General features: G+C 30.1%; 24 protein-coding genes. 4 read left to right on the top strand and 20 right to left on the bottom strand.

Annotated features, from left to right (window positions below; all coding sequences use genetic code 4):
• Window positions 1-2 precede the first annotated feature (2 nt).
• From GvMRE_RS10730 to GvMRE_RS10670, 18 genes are all read right to left on the bottom strand, one after another.
• Window positions 3-1,937: an AAA family ATPase gene (locus GvMRE_RS10730; RefSeq protein ID WP_147411233.1), complete on the bottom strand. Its 1,935-nt coding sequence runs from the start codon at window positions 1,935-1,937 to the stop codon at window positions 3-5.
• The gene (locus tag GvMRE_RS10725; protein ID WP_147411231.1) at window positions 1,924-2,193 is read right to left on the bottom strand and encodes a hypothetical protein; all 270 of its coding nucleotides are present in this window, start codon (window positions 2,191-2,193) and stop codon (window positions 1,924-1,926) included. The genes GvMRE_RS10730 and GvMRE_RS10725 overlap by 14 nt, the downstream gene beginning before the upstream one ends.
• A complete protein-coding gene (locus tag GvMRE_RS10720) occupies window positions 2,180-3,124 on the bottom strand; it encodes a hypothetical protein (protein WP_147411229.1) in 945 nt (314 codons plus the stop codon). Before GvMRE_RS10720 ends, GvMRE_RS10725 begins: the two co-directional genes overlap by 14 nt.
• 6 nt (window positions 3,125-3,130) lie before the next feature.
• On the bottom strand, window positions 3,131-4,081 hold the full coding sequence (locus GvMRE_RS10715; protein WP_147411227.1) for an AAA family ATPase: 951 nt from the start codon (window positions 4,079-4,081) through the stop codon (window positions 3,131-3,133).
• A 172-nt stretch (window positions 4,082-4,253) separates the two neighbouring features.
• Complete coding sequence (locus tag GvMRE_RS10710; protein WP_147411225.1) at window positions 4,254-4,835, bottom strand: hypothetical protein; 582 nt, start codon at window positions 4,833-4,835, stop codon at window positions 4,254-4,256.
• On the bottom strand, window positions 4,828-4,980 hold the full coding sequence (locus tag GvMRE_RS13940) for a hypothetical protein (protein WP_172575379.1): 153 nt from the start codon (window positions 4,978-4,980) through the stop codon (window positions 4,828-4,830). Before GvMRE_RS13940 ends, GvMRE_RS10710 begins: the two co-directional genes overlap by 8 nt.
• Window positions 4,973-5,206, bottom strand: a complete 234-nt coding sequence (locus tag GvMRE_RS10705; RefSeq protein WP_147411223.1) for a hypothetical protein — start codon at window positions 5,204-5,206, stop codon at window positions 4,973-4,975. Before GvMRE_RS10705 ends, GvMRE_RS13940 begins: the two co-directional genes overlap by 8 nt.
• 5 nt (window positions 5,207-5,211) lie before the next feature.
• On the bottom strand, window positions 5,212-5,379 hold the full coding sequence (locus GvMRE_RS13935; RefSeq protein ID WP_172575378.1) for a hypothetical protein: 168 nt from the start codon (window positions 5,377-5,379) through the stop codon (window positions 5,212-5,214).
• The gene (locus GvMRE_RS10700; RefSeq protein WP_147411221.1) at window positions 5,379-5,702 is read right to left on the bottom strand and encodes a hypothetical protein; all 324 of its coding nucleotides are present in this window, start codon (window positions 5,700-5,702) and stop codon (window positions 5,379-5,381) included. The genes GvMRE_RS13935 and GvMRE_RS10700 overlap by 1 nt, the downstream gene beginning before the upstream one ends.
• Window positions 5,703-5,892: 190 nt before the next feature.
• Window positions 5,893-6,051, bottom strand: a complete 159-nt coding sequence (locus tag GvMRE_RS13930; RefSeq protein WP_172575377.1) for a hypothetical protein — start codon at window positions 6,049-6,051, stop codon at window positions 5,893-5,895.
• A 17-nt stretch (window positions 6,052-6,068) separates the two neighbouring features.
• Window positions 6,069-6,281 carry a hypothetical protein gene (locus tag GvMRE_RS10695; RefSeq protein WP_147411219.1) on the bottom strand — a complete coding sequence of 71 codons (213 nt, stop codon included), beginning with the start codon at window positions 6,279-6,281 and terminating at the stop codon, window positions 6,069-6,071.
• Between the two features lie 2 nt (window positions 6,282-6,283).
• The gene (locus GvMRE_RS10690; protein WP_147411217.1) at window positions 6,284-6,586 is read right to left on the bottom strand and encodes a hypothetical protein; all 303 of its coding nucleotides are present in this window, start codon (window positions 6,584-6,586) and stop codon (window positions 6,284-6,286) included.
• 8 nt (window positions 6,587-6,594) lie between these two features.
• The gene (locus GvMRE_RS13925) at window positions 6,595-6,756 is read right to left on the bottom strand and encodes a hypothetical protein (RefSeq protein WP_172575376.1); all 162 of its coding nucleotides are present in this window, start codon (window positions 6,754-6,756) and stop codon (window positions 6,595-6,597) included.
• A gap of 9 nt (window positions 6,757-6,765) precedes the next feature.
• Complete coding sequence (locus GvMRE_RS10685; RefSeq protein ID WP_147411215.1) at window positions 6,766-6,972, bottom strand: hypothetical protein; 207 nt, start codon at window positions 6,970-6,972, stop codon at window positions 6,766-6,768.
• 121 nt (window positions 6,973-7,093) lie between these two features.
• On the bottom strand, window positions 7,094-7,537 hold the full coding sequence (locus GvMRE_RS10680; RefSeq protein ID WP_147411213.1) for a hypothetical protein: 444 nt from the start codon (window positions 7,535-7,537) through the stop codon (window positions 7,094-7,096).
• A gap of 55 nt (window positions 7,538-7,592) precedes the next feature.
• The gene (locus GvMRE_RS13920; RefSeq protein WP_172575375.1) at window positions 7,593-7,763 is read right to left on the bottom strand and encodes a hypothetical protein; all 171 of its coding nucleotides are present in this window, start codon (window positions 7,761-7,763) and stop codon (window positions 7,593-7,595) included.
• A 4-nt stretch (window positions 7,764-7,767) separates the two neighbouring features.
• Entirely contained in the window at window positions 7,768-8,001 is a 234-nt protein-coding gene (locus tag GvMRE_RS10675; protein ID WP_147411212.1) for a hypothetical protein, read from the bottom strand.
• A gap of 595 nt (window positions 8,002-8,596) precedes the next feature.
• A complete protein-coding gene (locus tag GvMRE_RS10670) occupies window positions 8,597-9,007 on the bottom strand; it encodes a hypothetical protein (RefSeq protein ID WP_147411210.1) in 411 nt (136 codons plus the stop codon).
• Between the two features lie 689 nt (window positions 9,008-9,696).
• Here GvMRE_RS10670 and GvMRE_RS14155 point away from each other — a divergent pair.
• The 4 genes from GvMRE_RS14155 (at window position 9,697) to GvMRE_RS14555 (ending at window position 12,267) form a co-directional block, all read left to right on the top strand.
• Window positions 9,697-9,891, top strand: a complete 195-nt coding sequence (locus tag GvMRE_RS14155) for a nitroreductase family protein (protein ID WP_216361645.1) — start codon at window positions 9,697-9,699, stop codon at window positions 9,889-9,891.
• Between the two features lie 897 nt (window positions 9,892-10,788).
• Entirely contained in the window at window positions 10,789-11,775 is a 987-nt protein-coding gene (locus tag GvMRE_RS13915) for an ATP-binding cassette domain-containing protein (RefSeq protein ID WP_172575374.1), read from the top strand.
• Between the two features lie 165 nt (window positions 11,776-11,940).
• Complete coding sequence (locus GvMRE_RS13910; RefSeq protein ID WP_172575373.1) at window positions 11,941-12,093, top strand: hypothetical protein; 153 nt, start codon at window positions 11,941-11,943, stop codon at window positions 12,091-12,093.
• Between the two features lie 3 nt (window positions 12,094-12,096).
• A complete protein-coding gene (locus GvMRE_RS14555; RefSeq protein WP_172575445.1) occupies window positions 12,097-12,267 on the top strand; it encodes a leucine-rich repeat domain-containing protein in 171 nt (56 codons plus the stop codon).
• 182 nt (window positions 12,268-12,449) lie between these two features.
• Here the strand turns inward: GvMRE_RS14555 and GvMRE_RS14550 are convergent, their stop codons facing one another.
• Entirely contained in the window at window positions 12,450-12,536 is an 87-nt protein-coding gene (locus tag GvMRE_RS14550) for a zinc ribbon domain-containing protein (protein WP_425451146.1), read from the bottom strand.
• Window positions 12,537-12,614: 78 nt separating this feature from the next.
• Window positions 12,615-12,836 carry a hypothetical protein gene (locus GvMRE_RS10660; protein ID WP_147411207.1) on the bottom strand — a complete coding sequence of 74 codons (222 nt, stop codon included), beginning with the start codon at window positions 12,834-12,836 and terminating at the stop codon, window positions 12,615-12,617.
• Between the last annotated feature and the right edge of the window lie 172 nt (window positions 12,837-13,008).

The raw sequence follows: 13,008 nt of genomic DNA, 5'->3' as shown, positions 1-13,008 counted from the left end.
AATTATTTCATATTTTCTCCTATGTTTCCTAGAAGTGTAGTTATATTACTAACTGCATCATTAAAATTTTCACTAAAAGTATTGTTGGCTATTGTCATCTCATTTAATATCTTTTTGCTTGATTTATCAATTTGTTTCAAACGAACATCTAAGATGTTGCTAATGTGATTGCTTGCCTGAATTATTGTATCATTAATCTTAGGTTCTCGTGGCTCTTTAAATTTAGCATTAAACTCTTTATCTCATAATCTTCCACTATCAAATTTTTGTCAAAAGAATTGCAGAAATTCTCCTAACTGAATACCTTTTTGTTTAGCTGTTTCTTCTGTTTCGCCAGTTTCTTCATCAACTATCTTAGTTTCTTCTTCTTCATTTAATATTTTCTTGTTGTCTTCATTATTGATAAACTTATTTCAAAAATCTACTCCATTTTCAAGGATTTCACCGTTAATTTTTCTTCCTAAAAAACTTTCTTCAAAATGAATTATGTTAAATCTACTTAGTCATTTTTCATCCTCTTCGTTTAATTCACTATTCAATCAGTGTTCAGGAAACTCGTTAATAATTCCAGCATCACTAGCATACTCTTTAAATTTTCCTAATGTTCAACTAAAATTCAACTGATTAGCTAGACGACCAGGTTGATAAACTGCCTCATCTATTTCACTTAAATGATTAGTAGCAATTATTCATAAATTATGGCTTTCGTTTTTCTTATAATTATCACTCCCCGTACATTCTTTTAAAAATTTTAAGCCTGAAGATTTGGTGATAAGGGTATTTTCGCTAACTTGATTAGCTTCATCAATGAAGAAAATGTATTGTGGTTCACCACTTTCTAGATTTCTTTCAAAATGAAAATCATCTACGAGAGTATTATTAATATCACAGATAGTATAAATAAACTTTTTAAAATTATCAACCTTACATCTTTGGTCATTAAGATTAGGAGTTAGATTAGAACCTTGAATTACTACTAAAGGATACTTATCAGCATAAAAAGCTAATTTCTCTACTATAATTGACTTTCCTGTTCGAGGAGCACCGTATAAAGTAGCATTGTTATCTATCTTGCTCTTATCTCTATCTCCTCTGACTGGATCTATTTCTGCTTTATCATATCAGTTATCAATTTTGGGATTAAAAGTATAACTATCAACTTCATCTCTTAAAGTAAGCTCTTCTGCTTTTTCGTGTTGTTTTTCTTCCTCCGTTAAATTATCTCAGAGAGAAGGAGGAAAATTAATTGTATAGCTAGCAGAAAAAGTGCAAATTTCAGGTTCTTTTCTTGGCTCATCATTAGGATTAATAATGGAGCAGTATTGATTTCAGGCTTGTTTAAATTCTTGTTGTAGAATATGTAATTTCTTATCAGCTCAATTTTCAGATTTTCTTAATCAGTGTAGTTTTTGCCTCTTATTCTTTTGTTCAGCAATAACTTCATTAGCCTCATCAATAATCGAAGTTATACCACTTTCAGAAGTATTGTTAATTCTTTTACAAAACTTTTTGATAGTTTTTTCAAAAGAAGGAATTGCTTGGATTTCCTTTTCAGCAAACTTTTTTATGGAATTTATGGCATTTTCCCTAGCTTCCTGTAAATTTCTAGCTTTGCCCTCATCTATTTCTTTTTTCCTAGTTTCTATTGCTTCTATCATATTCTCTTTAAATTTATTGATTTTATTAGGTAAATATAACTTATCTAAATAACTTTCTCATTTCTTAGTTTTCTTTCACAAACTATTATCTAAATCATTAGTGGTAAGAGAATGATAACTAAAGGCATCAGTGATCTCTTTCTTAGTTTCGCTTCTTTGGCTAGGTAAAAAAAAGAAAAGATAATATCCTATTCCTACTATTCCCATAACAGTCAGTATTTGCATTTGCTGTTTACTATTATCAGTCTTTTCTTCAGTGTCAAAGTTATTTCCATACATGATTATTCTGTAATTTCTTTAAGAATTCAGCTCTTTTTAGGATTCTTTCTTCTATTAGGGCTTCTAATTTCTTTCTTTCTATTTCAGTTAGTTCTCTTGGTTCCGGAGTCTCTTTTTTAGTAAGGAGGTAAATAGAGACTAGTAAGAAAGTAGTAAGAACAATTATTAGTGTTCCTCGTTGCCAAGGTTCTAAATAACTTTCTAATTGCTCAGTATGTTTACCTAGTTGTTCTTTTATTTCGTTAGTAGTAGTCATAGTTATTGGTTTCTTCTGGTTTTTGGGAGTAGAAGTAAAATAGTGCTAAGCAGGTAACAGTAGCAATGATGATTAGGTTTTTGTTTTCTTGGAGAAAATTGGGTTGTTCATCTTTTTCAGGGTCTTTTTTATTTCCTCAATTATCGGGATTGTTTTCTTCATCATTGGAACTTTCATCATCAGAATCAGAGTTATCATTTTCATCTTTTCTGTTAGTTCCACTTGGATTAGATGAAGAATTTTTTTTTCTTACATTTCTTTTCATTCTTTCTATGAAATCTGAAACATACTTATCAGGGTCAAATCTAAACTTTTTATCAATTTCTTTTTGCTTTTCCATATTTGCTTTTAGCTTTTTACTATCATCCTCAATTAGCTGTGAAAGAAGTGCTTTCTCAGCAAGATCATTAGTGTTTGCTAATTTCTTCTGATTTTCCTTTATTCCACCTTCGATTTTGTTTTGATCTAGTTTAAGTTGCTGTATTTCTTGTACTCATCTATAAGTTTCTCTTTCTAAGTTATCTTTTAATTTAGCTAAATCTTTTTTACAAACTTCTATTTTTGATAGAATATGTTTATCCATAGCTTCTAGAGATCAAACAATGCAGATACCGAACATGGAAGTGGTCGAAGTAGTTTGCAAATTATTGATAGACTTTTCACACTTTCTTATGTAATTAGTCTTTTTGGCTTCGTATTCTTGATTGTTAGTGCATTTCTCTAACTCTGCTTTAATTTCTCTTAAACTTTCCATTTCGTTAAGAGAATTGAGCAAAGTTTCACAGTCTTCTTTTAAATTGTGAGATCCACCTCAATTACAGGCTCCTCCGGTTCAGTAGCCAGCATCGTTTTTAAATTTGTTTTTGCCTTTACGAGATCTTCCAGCATCTTTGAAATCTTTTTCTAATTTTTCTACTGAATACTTTACCATAACTTTTTACTTCTTTTCTGGCAAATTCTTTCTTAAAAATCCTACTTCATGATAGAGCATCAATAAATCACCTCTATTCTGAGCTATCTTGTTTTCTAGAGCTTCAATAATCTTCTTCTGTTTTTTGTCTTCAGTAATCTTATACTCATTATCAAATCAATGCTTATCTTTTTCTAATCAAAACTGTTCTAATCACTTAGTCAGTTCTTTTTCAACTTCTCTAGTATTACTTAACTTACTACTAATATCATGCTCTTGTCAGAACTTAGCAAAATCTTTAATACTAAAAAAGGTGAAATGCCAAATTAAGTCAATAGTTTTTGAACCATATAGTATATTAGGAAAAGAATTAGGCATATTAACTTCTTCTTTTTCTAACAAGGTTTTTATAAAAGGCAATTGGAAACTAAAAAACACTTCGTTTAGATTACTCTTATAAAGATAAGGATTAGTTTCTTCTAGTTCTTTATGACTTTTGAGATCAGTAAGAAAAATATATAAAGCATTCTTGTTAGGATCTTTCACTACTTCTTTGCTACTTTCCTGTAAAAAGTTTCATTCACTAGTTCTTTCAGCTCATTCAATTAGCAGAATATAACCTTTTTGATCAGCTTCAGTTTTAATCTTTTCCACACCATTATCATAAATTCCAGCTTCTATTTCAGTAATAAGTTGCTTAAATTTATCTTTAGCAGTCATTCCTTCTAGTTTGTCATTGAAATTTGTTTCTAAAGCACTATTAGCATAGCAGACAAAAAGAGGTTTATCAGTTTCTTTAGCTACTAGATGAGCTAAGGAAGTTTTTCCTGTTCCTCCTTGTCCATAAAAAACAGCACTGTTTTTAGCAGTTGGATCAACAATAGTTTTCTGATATCAGCTTTCAACTTCGTTTTTAAAAGTATAGTTTTGTATTATGTTTAAATTTTGTTTTTTTAGGTAATTGTAGTTTATTTTCATAGTTTTTTTATTTCTTTATATTTCTTTCTTTTCCACTAACTCTTTCAACGTCTTAATCTCATTATCAGTAATTAGTTTCCTAACCAACTTTAACTTACTCTTTAAACTACTTTCTAAATCAGTTTGAGTGCTTTGAGGACTAGAGCTGTCTCGTAAATAATAGAAAAAATTATTATTGATTAGTTGGTTGGTTGTTTTTACTAAGCATTCAGGTGCTTAGACAGTAAGTTCCTAAGCAGAGGATAATCAGACCATAGTCTGCTCAGAAAGCTGAGTAACTAGGTTCTTTATTAGGTTCAGTGATTCTTAGTTTAGCTGCTCTTTGATATTCTTTGATTTGCTTAGCTAGATCTTGTTTTTGCTGAGTAGTCTGAGTTAATTTAGTTCTGAGTTGTTTAATCTCGTTTTCTTGACGGTTAATTTCTTCCGTGGCATCTTTAACTGTTTGGTTTAGTTCTTGTTGGGATTCCAGCAACTTTGTTTCTAGTTCCTTTATTCTTGGATTAGGGCTTTCTTTAAGGTTTTCTACTCTTTTCTGAGCTAAATTAGTTCAGTCAGCATTTACTTTAGCTAACTGGGCTTTTAGTTGCTGATTTTCTTGTTCTAGTTGCTGAACATCAGGCTGAGTAGGTAAAGGAGGGGCTTTGGGTATGTCTCCTAAGGATTTAGATCTTTTCAGTTTTCTAATATCACTAGGTTTAACTCCTTCTTTCACTTTATCTTTTAGTTCCTGTTTTAGTTGTTCTTTAGTCATGATTAGAGTTGTTATCTGATTCTCAGTCTTCAGCATCAAAAAAGACTTCTTCTTTATCCGATTTAGGTGAGATAGTTTTTGATTGTCTTTTTCAGTAAAGATAAAGAGTTATTAAGATAACAATTAGAATTAGAGTTTTAGTCATGATTTTTTCTTTTTAATTTAGCTAGTTCTTTTCTAAGCTCATCATTGTCTTTACTAAAAGCCAAAAGAGATTTTTGCAAGTCTTCAATCTGCTTTTGCTCAGATCCGTTCTTTTTCTCTAGTTTGAGAGTTCTTTTTTCCATACTAATAGTGTAACCAGCAAAGATAGCTAAGCTGATGACATTAGTAATTCCTAAGACTAAGGCAATTTCACAGCAGGTGATCATAATTGTTAGCTATTGGCTACCATTACTCCTAAGCCCATAGTTCCACTAGCAAAGGCTAGTCCACGATAAGGACAAAGTCAGCAGTCTTGTGCTAAACGGTGTCCATGAAAGACTACATAACCTAATCCAGCAAGGGCTGTAAAGAGTAGAATTGTTTTAGTGTAATCAGTCATTACTTTTTAATCGGTTGGATTAGTTTAGCAAAATTTTCTCCTAATTGCTGATAAGAAGTGATTCAGTTTTGAATAGCTTCAGTTCTTTGGTTATTTAGAGCAGGAGCATTTAGTTTACAATCTTTACAGCAAGCAGTTATTTTTTTCTTAGTTCCAGAAGTAGGATCTAATCAGTTATTTTGGGCAGAAGTTAGTAAACAGTTATAATAGTCTACTGGAGATTGCTTAGTTTTTTTAGCTGGTTTAGTAGGAGTTGGTAAATGGGCTTTGGTTTTCTTCTGAGCAGTAGGAACAGAAATTACGGGGTTTTTAGTTTTTGCCATGGTGTTTATTTATTAGTTCACTTATTGTAGGCATAAGCTAAGGCTAAGCCTGATATTATACCGATGGCGAGATAGGTGTATTTAGATTCTTGGATTTGGTTCATATTTTTTTGTTATTTATTTGTTGGGTTTTTATTAGTCTTTTTTGTTTTCTTCATTGTCTTTACTCTGTAAAGTCAAAAGCTTCCTTTTAGGAGTCCTCATCAGTATCAACTGAGGTGTGTTTTTGTTTGTCTGGGTAGAAATAATTGAAAGTGATATTAGGTTTAGTAGTTAGTTGATAAATGTAAATTCCTAAGTATCCACCCAGGATACCTAAGGCTAGGTATTTAAGGTTTTTGATTTGCATAATATTTGTTTGGTTGTTTATTCCTTTCAGAAGTAAGCAATAGCCAGTAATAAGAATATTCCTACTGCTACAGCAATCAGGATATTCTGAGTGTTTTGTCAGTTAGTTAAGTGCTCTGTTAAAAGGGCTTTGTATTCTTGTGACTTAGTGTCAAAGGCAGTCTTTAGTCTTTCATCATAAAAAGAGTTCAAGGCTCCTTGGAAGTCAGGTAAGTAGTCTTTTATTCCCATGATTAGTTAGTTTGTCTTGGTTCAGCTTTTTCTGGTCTTTGCACTTCAGCTTCATTTCTTAAAGCTTCGGCAAGACTTTGTCTCTGGTTAAACTTCTCGAGGTTGTCCATTGCTGGACTAGCAGGAGAATTGTTATTGGACTGGTTGCTTACTTTCTGATCCCTAATCTCTCTGAATTTTCAGTAAGTTATTCCATGCTTGTCACTGCGAGGTAAACCGAGGAATTTCTGTTTAGCTATTTGGAGATAAAAAGCATTTTCTATCTTAGTAGTCTTTCAGAGCAGGATATTAGTAAGATCAGTCATAAGTAAGATTAGTCTTTTTTAGTAAATATCTTTTCAGTAAACTTTTGTAAAACACCCATTTGGTATAAAGCATAACCAGCAGCTAAGCCAATAGTGAACATAGCTAATTTACCGGTAGCTCAGGATTCTCAAGTGTTTTCGTTTTCTAAATTTTCATTAGGTCTTGTCATATTATTTTGTTATTTGCGTAGTTGTTGTATTCCTAAATATCCAATCGAAGTTAAGATAGCTAAGACTGAAACACCTATTATAGCATAAGCAAAGGTGTATTTAATGTCTTCACGGTAGAATATTTCATCTCGGTGAACATTTAAGATACGGTTTTTATATTTTCCTTTTTGGGAAGGAGTTTCTTCAATTTGGTTTTCTAAGATTTCTTTTGCCATTATTTTTTTTCTTTTAGTAGTTGGTTTTGCTCTTGCAATAGAGCAATGATTGTTTGCTGACTTTGATTAAACTTCTTAATTTCATTAATTAAAGGATCTAAGTTAATATCGAACATAAGGATTAGTTATTTCTTTTGTCAAAGCTATTTAGTTGTCCGTTGCTGTTATACTGTCGTGATTGTTCACTTCCATTGCCATTATACTCTATTTGCTTTCTCTCACGATCATGAGTTAGTCTGATAGACTTAATGCTTTGGACTTGGTTAGTTAGATTATTAAAAGACTGCACAGCATTGTTTTCAATAGCAGTTAATCTTTGGTCTAAGCTTTGTTGTTGCTGAATAACTTGTCCGAGAGTAAGTTGAATGTTTTGCAGACCAGTCTGAATTTCTCCGATAGTTCCTGACATTTGCGGGATCTTTTGTCCAGTAGTCATTTCTAGAAAGAAAGGGATTCAAGGAACAAAGTTCATTATTGCAGGTGGTAAGGAGAATAAACCTTTAGATTGTTGAACTTGATTAACCTGTTCTTGGGTTTGATTTAAAGTTTGAGTTTGATTATTCATATTGTTTTTATGCTAAAAGCAATAAAGGAGTCTTGTAGACTTTCATATTGTATGATTATTTAACTAAATTAATTAAAGTGTTTACTCCGAACAAAGCTCCTCCAAAAGCAGGAATTAAGGTTAGTTTGGGTTGGTTTTCTTCTTTACCTAATTCTTTACGATAATATCAGAGAACAGCACAAAGAGCAACTACTACGATTAGTCAGTATTCTTTTTGTCATTGCATGATTTTACTTGTCTAGTGCTTTCTTTAGTTCCTTAGAAGCTTTGAAAGTGATTTGGTAGTAAGCATAAGTTTTCTTAGTTAGAGCACTCTTGAGTATTCTTTGCTTTTTAGCCAGAATTCCTAAGTTGCCTAATTTAATTCCACCTTCTTTTATCTTGGTTAGTTTAGTAAATAGATCAGCGATTACTGTGTCATAAGCTTCAGCTAATTGTTGATTAGGCTTAGTTATTTTTGCCATAATTTTATTGGTTTTTTTGTTTTTTTATTTTACAAGGAGGAATAAGGGAAGATTTCTTTTACAAGGTTAGATTAGTGAAAATTGTTTTCTTTTACAAGGAAGATACAGAAAATTACTTCAGTTGCTTTTTAAAGGAGAGCTGATAGGTTGCTAACTTTTTATTAGGAGAGCCTAGGTTTTTCTGCTTGGGTATATTTTTTGTTTTAGTAAGTTGTGAAAGAGAGCTTGTTAAAGGACTGATGAATATTAGTATGAGTGTTTATATGGATATTTAGTGGATATTCATGAGCAAAAAAATATAAAATAAATATATAGATAAAAAGTGTATGATTAGTTAGAATTTATTTAGAGTACTATGAATAAATCTGATTTAATCTAAATAGTCAAAACTATACATATTTTTTAATATTTTATTCAGTAACTTTATCTGAATTTTATTGTATTTTTTTTTTCAAGACTTAAGCTATAAAAAAATCGCTAGTAGTAAATGTATAATATATAATAGAAATACGATACGATAAGAAAACTTAGGAAAAAAATTAACTAATTATTGTGATTTTAAGTAAAAAGAGAAAATATTTTTTAGCATTGCGCCTTAAAAGTCAAGTTTAAACAATTCATCATCTGCAACTTCTGCTTCTAGGTTTGTTTCTTTTACTTCTCTATATGCACTTTTCAGCTCTTTGATGCTTTCGATTATTTCTAACGCCTTAGGAGAGTTGTTTTCAGCAGCTAGGAATAATAAATATTTAGCTTTACTATAATATAAATTTCCTAGTTCGATTTCTTTATGATTAATTTTATCAGTTTCTAAAAGATCAACGAAGTAAGAAACAACATATTCTTCATCTTCATTCTTTAACTCCGTTTCATTTAAATCTAAGCATTTTTTTGTTTCTAAGTTGTTTTGCAAGTATTGGTAAAATTTATCTTTTCTGTACGCGATACCAACAGTAACATTTTTATTCTTAATTAAGAAAATATTGGAAAAATCGTCCTTGTTCATTTTCGTAAATTTTGGAAATATTTTTACAATCTGGGGAAAAATATCGAACTTCTTTTATAGTTTAACCTGACAAAGAGTTTAGTCTACATCTTTTTTTAAACTAACTTTAAGTTCAATCTGAGCAGTTGTTTATTGTATAACGAGTTTGATAAAACAAAAAAATATCAAGACAAAAAGGAACAATACTGACAATTGTATCAACTTAACACAATTAAACCTGGAACTGTTAATTTTACAGTAAAAAATTTCCTCCGAATTTTTCCGTAAGTATCCCATGACTGCATATTTTTGTTACCTTGTAATGTCAAATGAATTTAGGAAAAATATATGAAAATACGATACGCATTCTATATCAAATTAAAAAAATTACTTCTGAAAATTTTTGCAAACCAACTCCATGCTATTATTTTTATTTGATTTCTTCCTACATCTAGCAAAAAGTTTGGATCGCTTCACCTAAATTGCTCCCTAAAATATTCTTAATTCTTACTAGCCCTCTTCTATTCATCTCTACAAAAAATTAACTTTGCTATAAATCTTTTATTTTTTTAACATTTGATTACATTGACAATTTTTATATATGGTTAGAGATCTTGATTCCAAGAAAAAAAATCTATTTTTCAAATTATTACCGACGTTATTTCTCAAAGAAAAGCCGTCCGTGAATGTAACTCTCGTAAAATTTCCTTTTGGTAGTAGAAAAAGTAATCAAAATTGTTTCTAGATGTCCTTCCTCTTATGGCTTAGAACCTTGATTTATTTTAGTTATTAAAGAATCAAAAATTCGTCAAGAACTTTATCCTTTTATCAATTATCGATCGCAAGTTCTTAACTGTTCACATCTTTTTTTAGTTTTATATAATCAAGCAAGGAGAATCTTTTAATTGAAATACTATTTTTTTTTAAAGAAAAGGCTATCCACAGATTTAACCAGCTAACAAGAGAAAATTACTCAGTTTTTATCAAGAAATCCTTGAGGGAATTTGCTCCTTCTAATTGATCTTGAATTGATAGCAGTAGTTTTTTCTATTGATTATTCCTCCAAAGAAGAGTTGTGAGAAAAAAATGAGAAAAGGTGTTCAAAACATTAAATTAGTAGTAAAATAACTAAACACGACAAAAATGTTTTAGACAATATTCAAAATAATACAAAATTAATCATCATTTAGCGAGCAACTTGTATTTTTTTATCAAAAACTTCGCGCTAAAATTATAAATAAATGCTTTGAAATACTTCGAAATCTATAAAAAAAAACCTACATAATTTTCAAAAAATTAATTTTTTAATTTTATATAATAAATTCAAACCTAAAGTAATTAGGCATTTTTTGTTTTCTACAATTAAGGTAATAACTTCTACATTAATAGTAACTACACTTTCCAATCTTTTTAAAGCTAAAAATAAAATAACTAAAGAAATAAATTTTGGTAAATTATTACCAAAACCACTACGAAAAATATTCATACACTTAAGTTTTAAGCAATTTATTGCTGGTGGCTTACTAATAGTGACAATCTATTTTTTTATTATTTATTTTGATACTCTGTGAGAAGAAGATTTAAGAATTAAAGGCGGTCATTATACTAAAAGCCTTATTTTAGATAAATTTCGACGATTGCCTTTCGAAGAGAGACAAATCAAAAAAGATGGAACAAATAATTTGATAGAAAGAGATTCAAGCGAAATAGGTTATTTTTGAGAACATTTATTGAATCATACATTTCATAGTCTAACTAATATTATAGCTTTATTATTTTTTAACTGGAGCAAAATTATGAAGATGAATAAGTTAGAAATTTTTTTTTCTATTTCTTGGTTGACACTAATTAATATTACTAGCTACATTTTTACTAAAAAAGTTCTTTTTAACGAAAAAAAATATAAAAAGCGACTAGATAGAGAATGAGTAATAATCAATCAGGAAAGAAATAATATCAATTTAATAGAAAGCATGGGATTGGATTGACAATATAAAATTAAGCAAGAAAAAATTACTAAAAACAATGAGGATTTGGCTCTCAGTTTTAACAGTACTAAGTCATTAAGTAAAAGTTTTCCTAGATTGCTAGCAGATACTTTTCCGTTTATTTTACTATTCATTAGTGGCAATAATTTTATCGGAAAAAATTTACTTGTCTTTTGGTTGGTTTTAGATAAATTAATAGAAATATTACGTTGTTTATGAGAATATGCTGACTATTCTTCTTCTCTTTCACGAGTCAACTCTTTTCTCGCTCTTCCCGAAAAAAATGATAACCCATCAGGATTAAAATTAGATAAGAACTTAATCATTGAAGCAGTTCATTATCAAAATGTTTCTTTTCGCTACCAGGAAAAAAAAGAGTGAATACTGAAAAATTACACCCGTTCTTTTTTTATGACTGAATCCAATCATTTAATTGGTGAGAACGGCACTGGTAAAAGCACTATTTTATATCTCTTATTAGGAGTGATCAGGCCTCAAGAAGGGCGGTTAATTGTCAAGTGTAAAGGCGGTTGAACCTATAATCTTCATCAGGATATTAACCTTCAACATTGACGAGAAAATAATGTGGCTTATGTAGCACACGAAACCTTATTAGAAGCAGGTTCAACAGGACAAAGGCAATGAACTAATCTGCAAAATACTCTCAGTACTAAATCAGAAGCTCAAATATTTCTTTTTGATGAAGCTAGCAATGCTTTAGATAGTGAAAAGAAAATTTGATTCCAGCAAAATCTAGCAAGATTAGTCAGAGATAAGCTAGTAATTTATGTAAAGCATTAAAAACTTTAAAAACAATTTATCAAATGTCATTAAATGAATAGTTTGATGACTTTTCTGTAATTTTTATGGCTGGAGGCTTTGTAACCAAGTATAAAAAAATTTATCTATTAGATTTCTGCATAATATAGCTAATTATTATATAACTAAATCTAAGAGTATTGTTTGTTGCTCCTACTGAACGGCAAAATAAATCAAATCAACCAACGATTATATTCCGGTATTACCCAAAATCAGCGACATTATTTAACCACTCCTCTAACTGGCACTTTGGATTGCTCTACTTTACCAAATTTAGAAAAATTAACCATTGAACACTAACTTATTACTAATCTAATTCTTACCAATTGCCAAAATTTACAAGAAATAAATGCTTCGGGTAATAGATTAGAAGAAGTTGTTTTTCCCAATCAGGCCCCTAATTTAACCGGTATCTATTTAACTAATAATAATCCTCCGTTCGCGAGATTTAAGTTGCTTTTCTCCTTTTACTAATTTAGAAAAATTGTTATATCGGCTCTAATAACGAAAATAGACAAGCAAATTTAATAGATCCAAATTTTTATAATCGCTGAATTGGTTCTTTGGTTCATTTACAAAACTGTCATCGATTACAAGAATTAGATATTAGCGGTAGCGATATTGATAGTGGTTTACACTATTTACCCACCAATGAATTAATGTTTTTTTTGTGCCTTCCAAAAAATTTTTTTCGCTGCATTGACATCTCTATCTTCTTCATAACCACAACTAGGACAAAGTAAAAATTTCTTTTTCTTTTAACTCTTTGTTAATTTTGTCACAACCAATATGTATTTCTTGGACTTACAAACATGTATCATTTACCAGCACCCTTTGCCTTGTAAATGATAAAGAACGCCAATTTGCCCCAACAAGCCTTTAACATTCCATCTTGGGTTCACTTGCCAACTTTTTTTGTTTTCTTTGCTAACCATTTTGCTAGTTTCTAGTTTTTCAAGAGACAGCAAATCAGAGTTATCCACTAATTTTCTTGAAGTTTTATGGCATAAATCTTTCATCTGATTACTAGTTTTCTTTCCCATTGTAGACATTTTTGACTTTACTTTTTTTCAGTTACTACTGCCTTTAACTTTTCAAAAGAATTCTTTTGGTCTCCGACAATGCTTTGCATTTCATAACTGTTTCTTAATGGTTGGATATTCCTTTTTTGATTAGTCGAGAACTAGCAGTCTTGTAAACATTAATGAACTTACT

Source organism: endosymbiont GvMRE of Glomus versiforme (assembly GCF_003546845.1).
The sequence above is the reverse complement of the archived record's forward strand: the minus strand, read 5'-3'. Positions and strand labels throughout refer to the sequence as shown.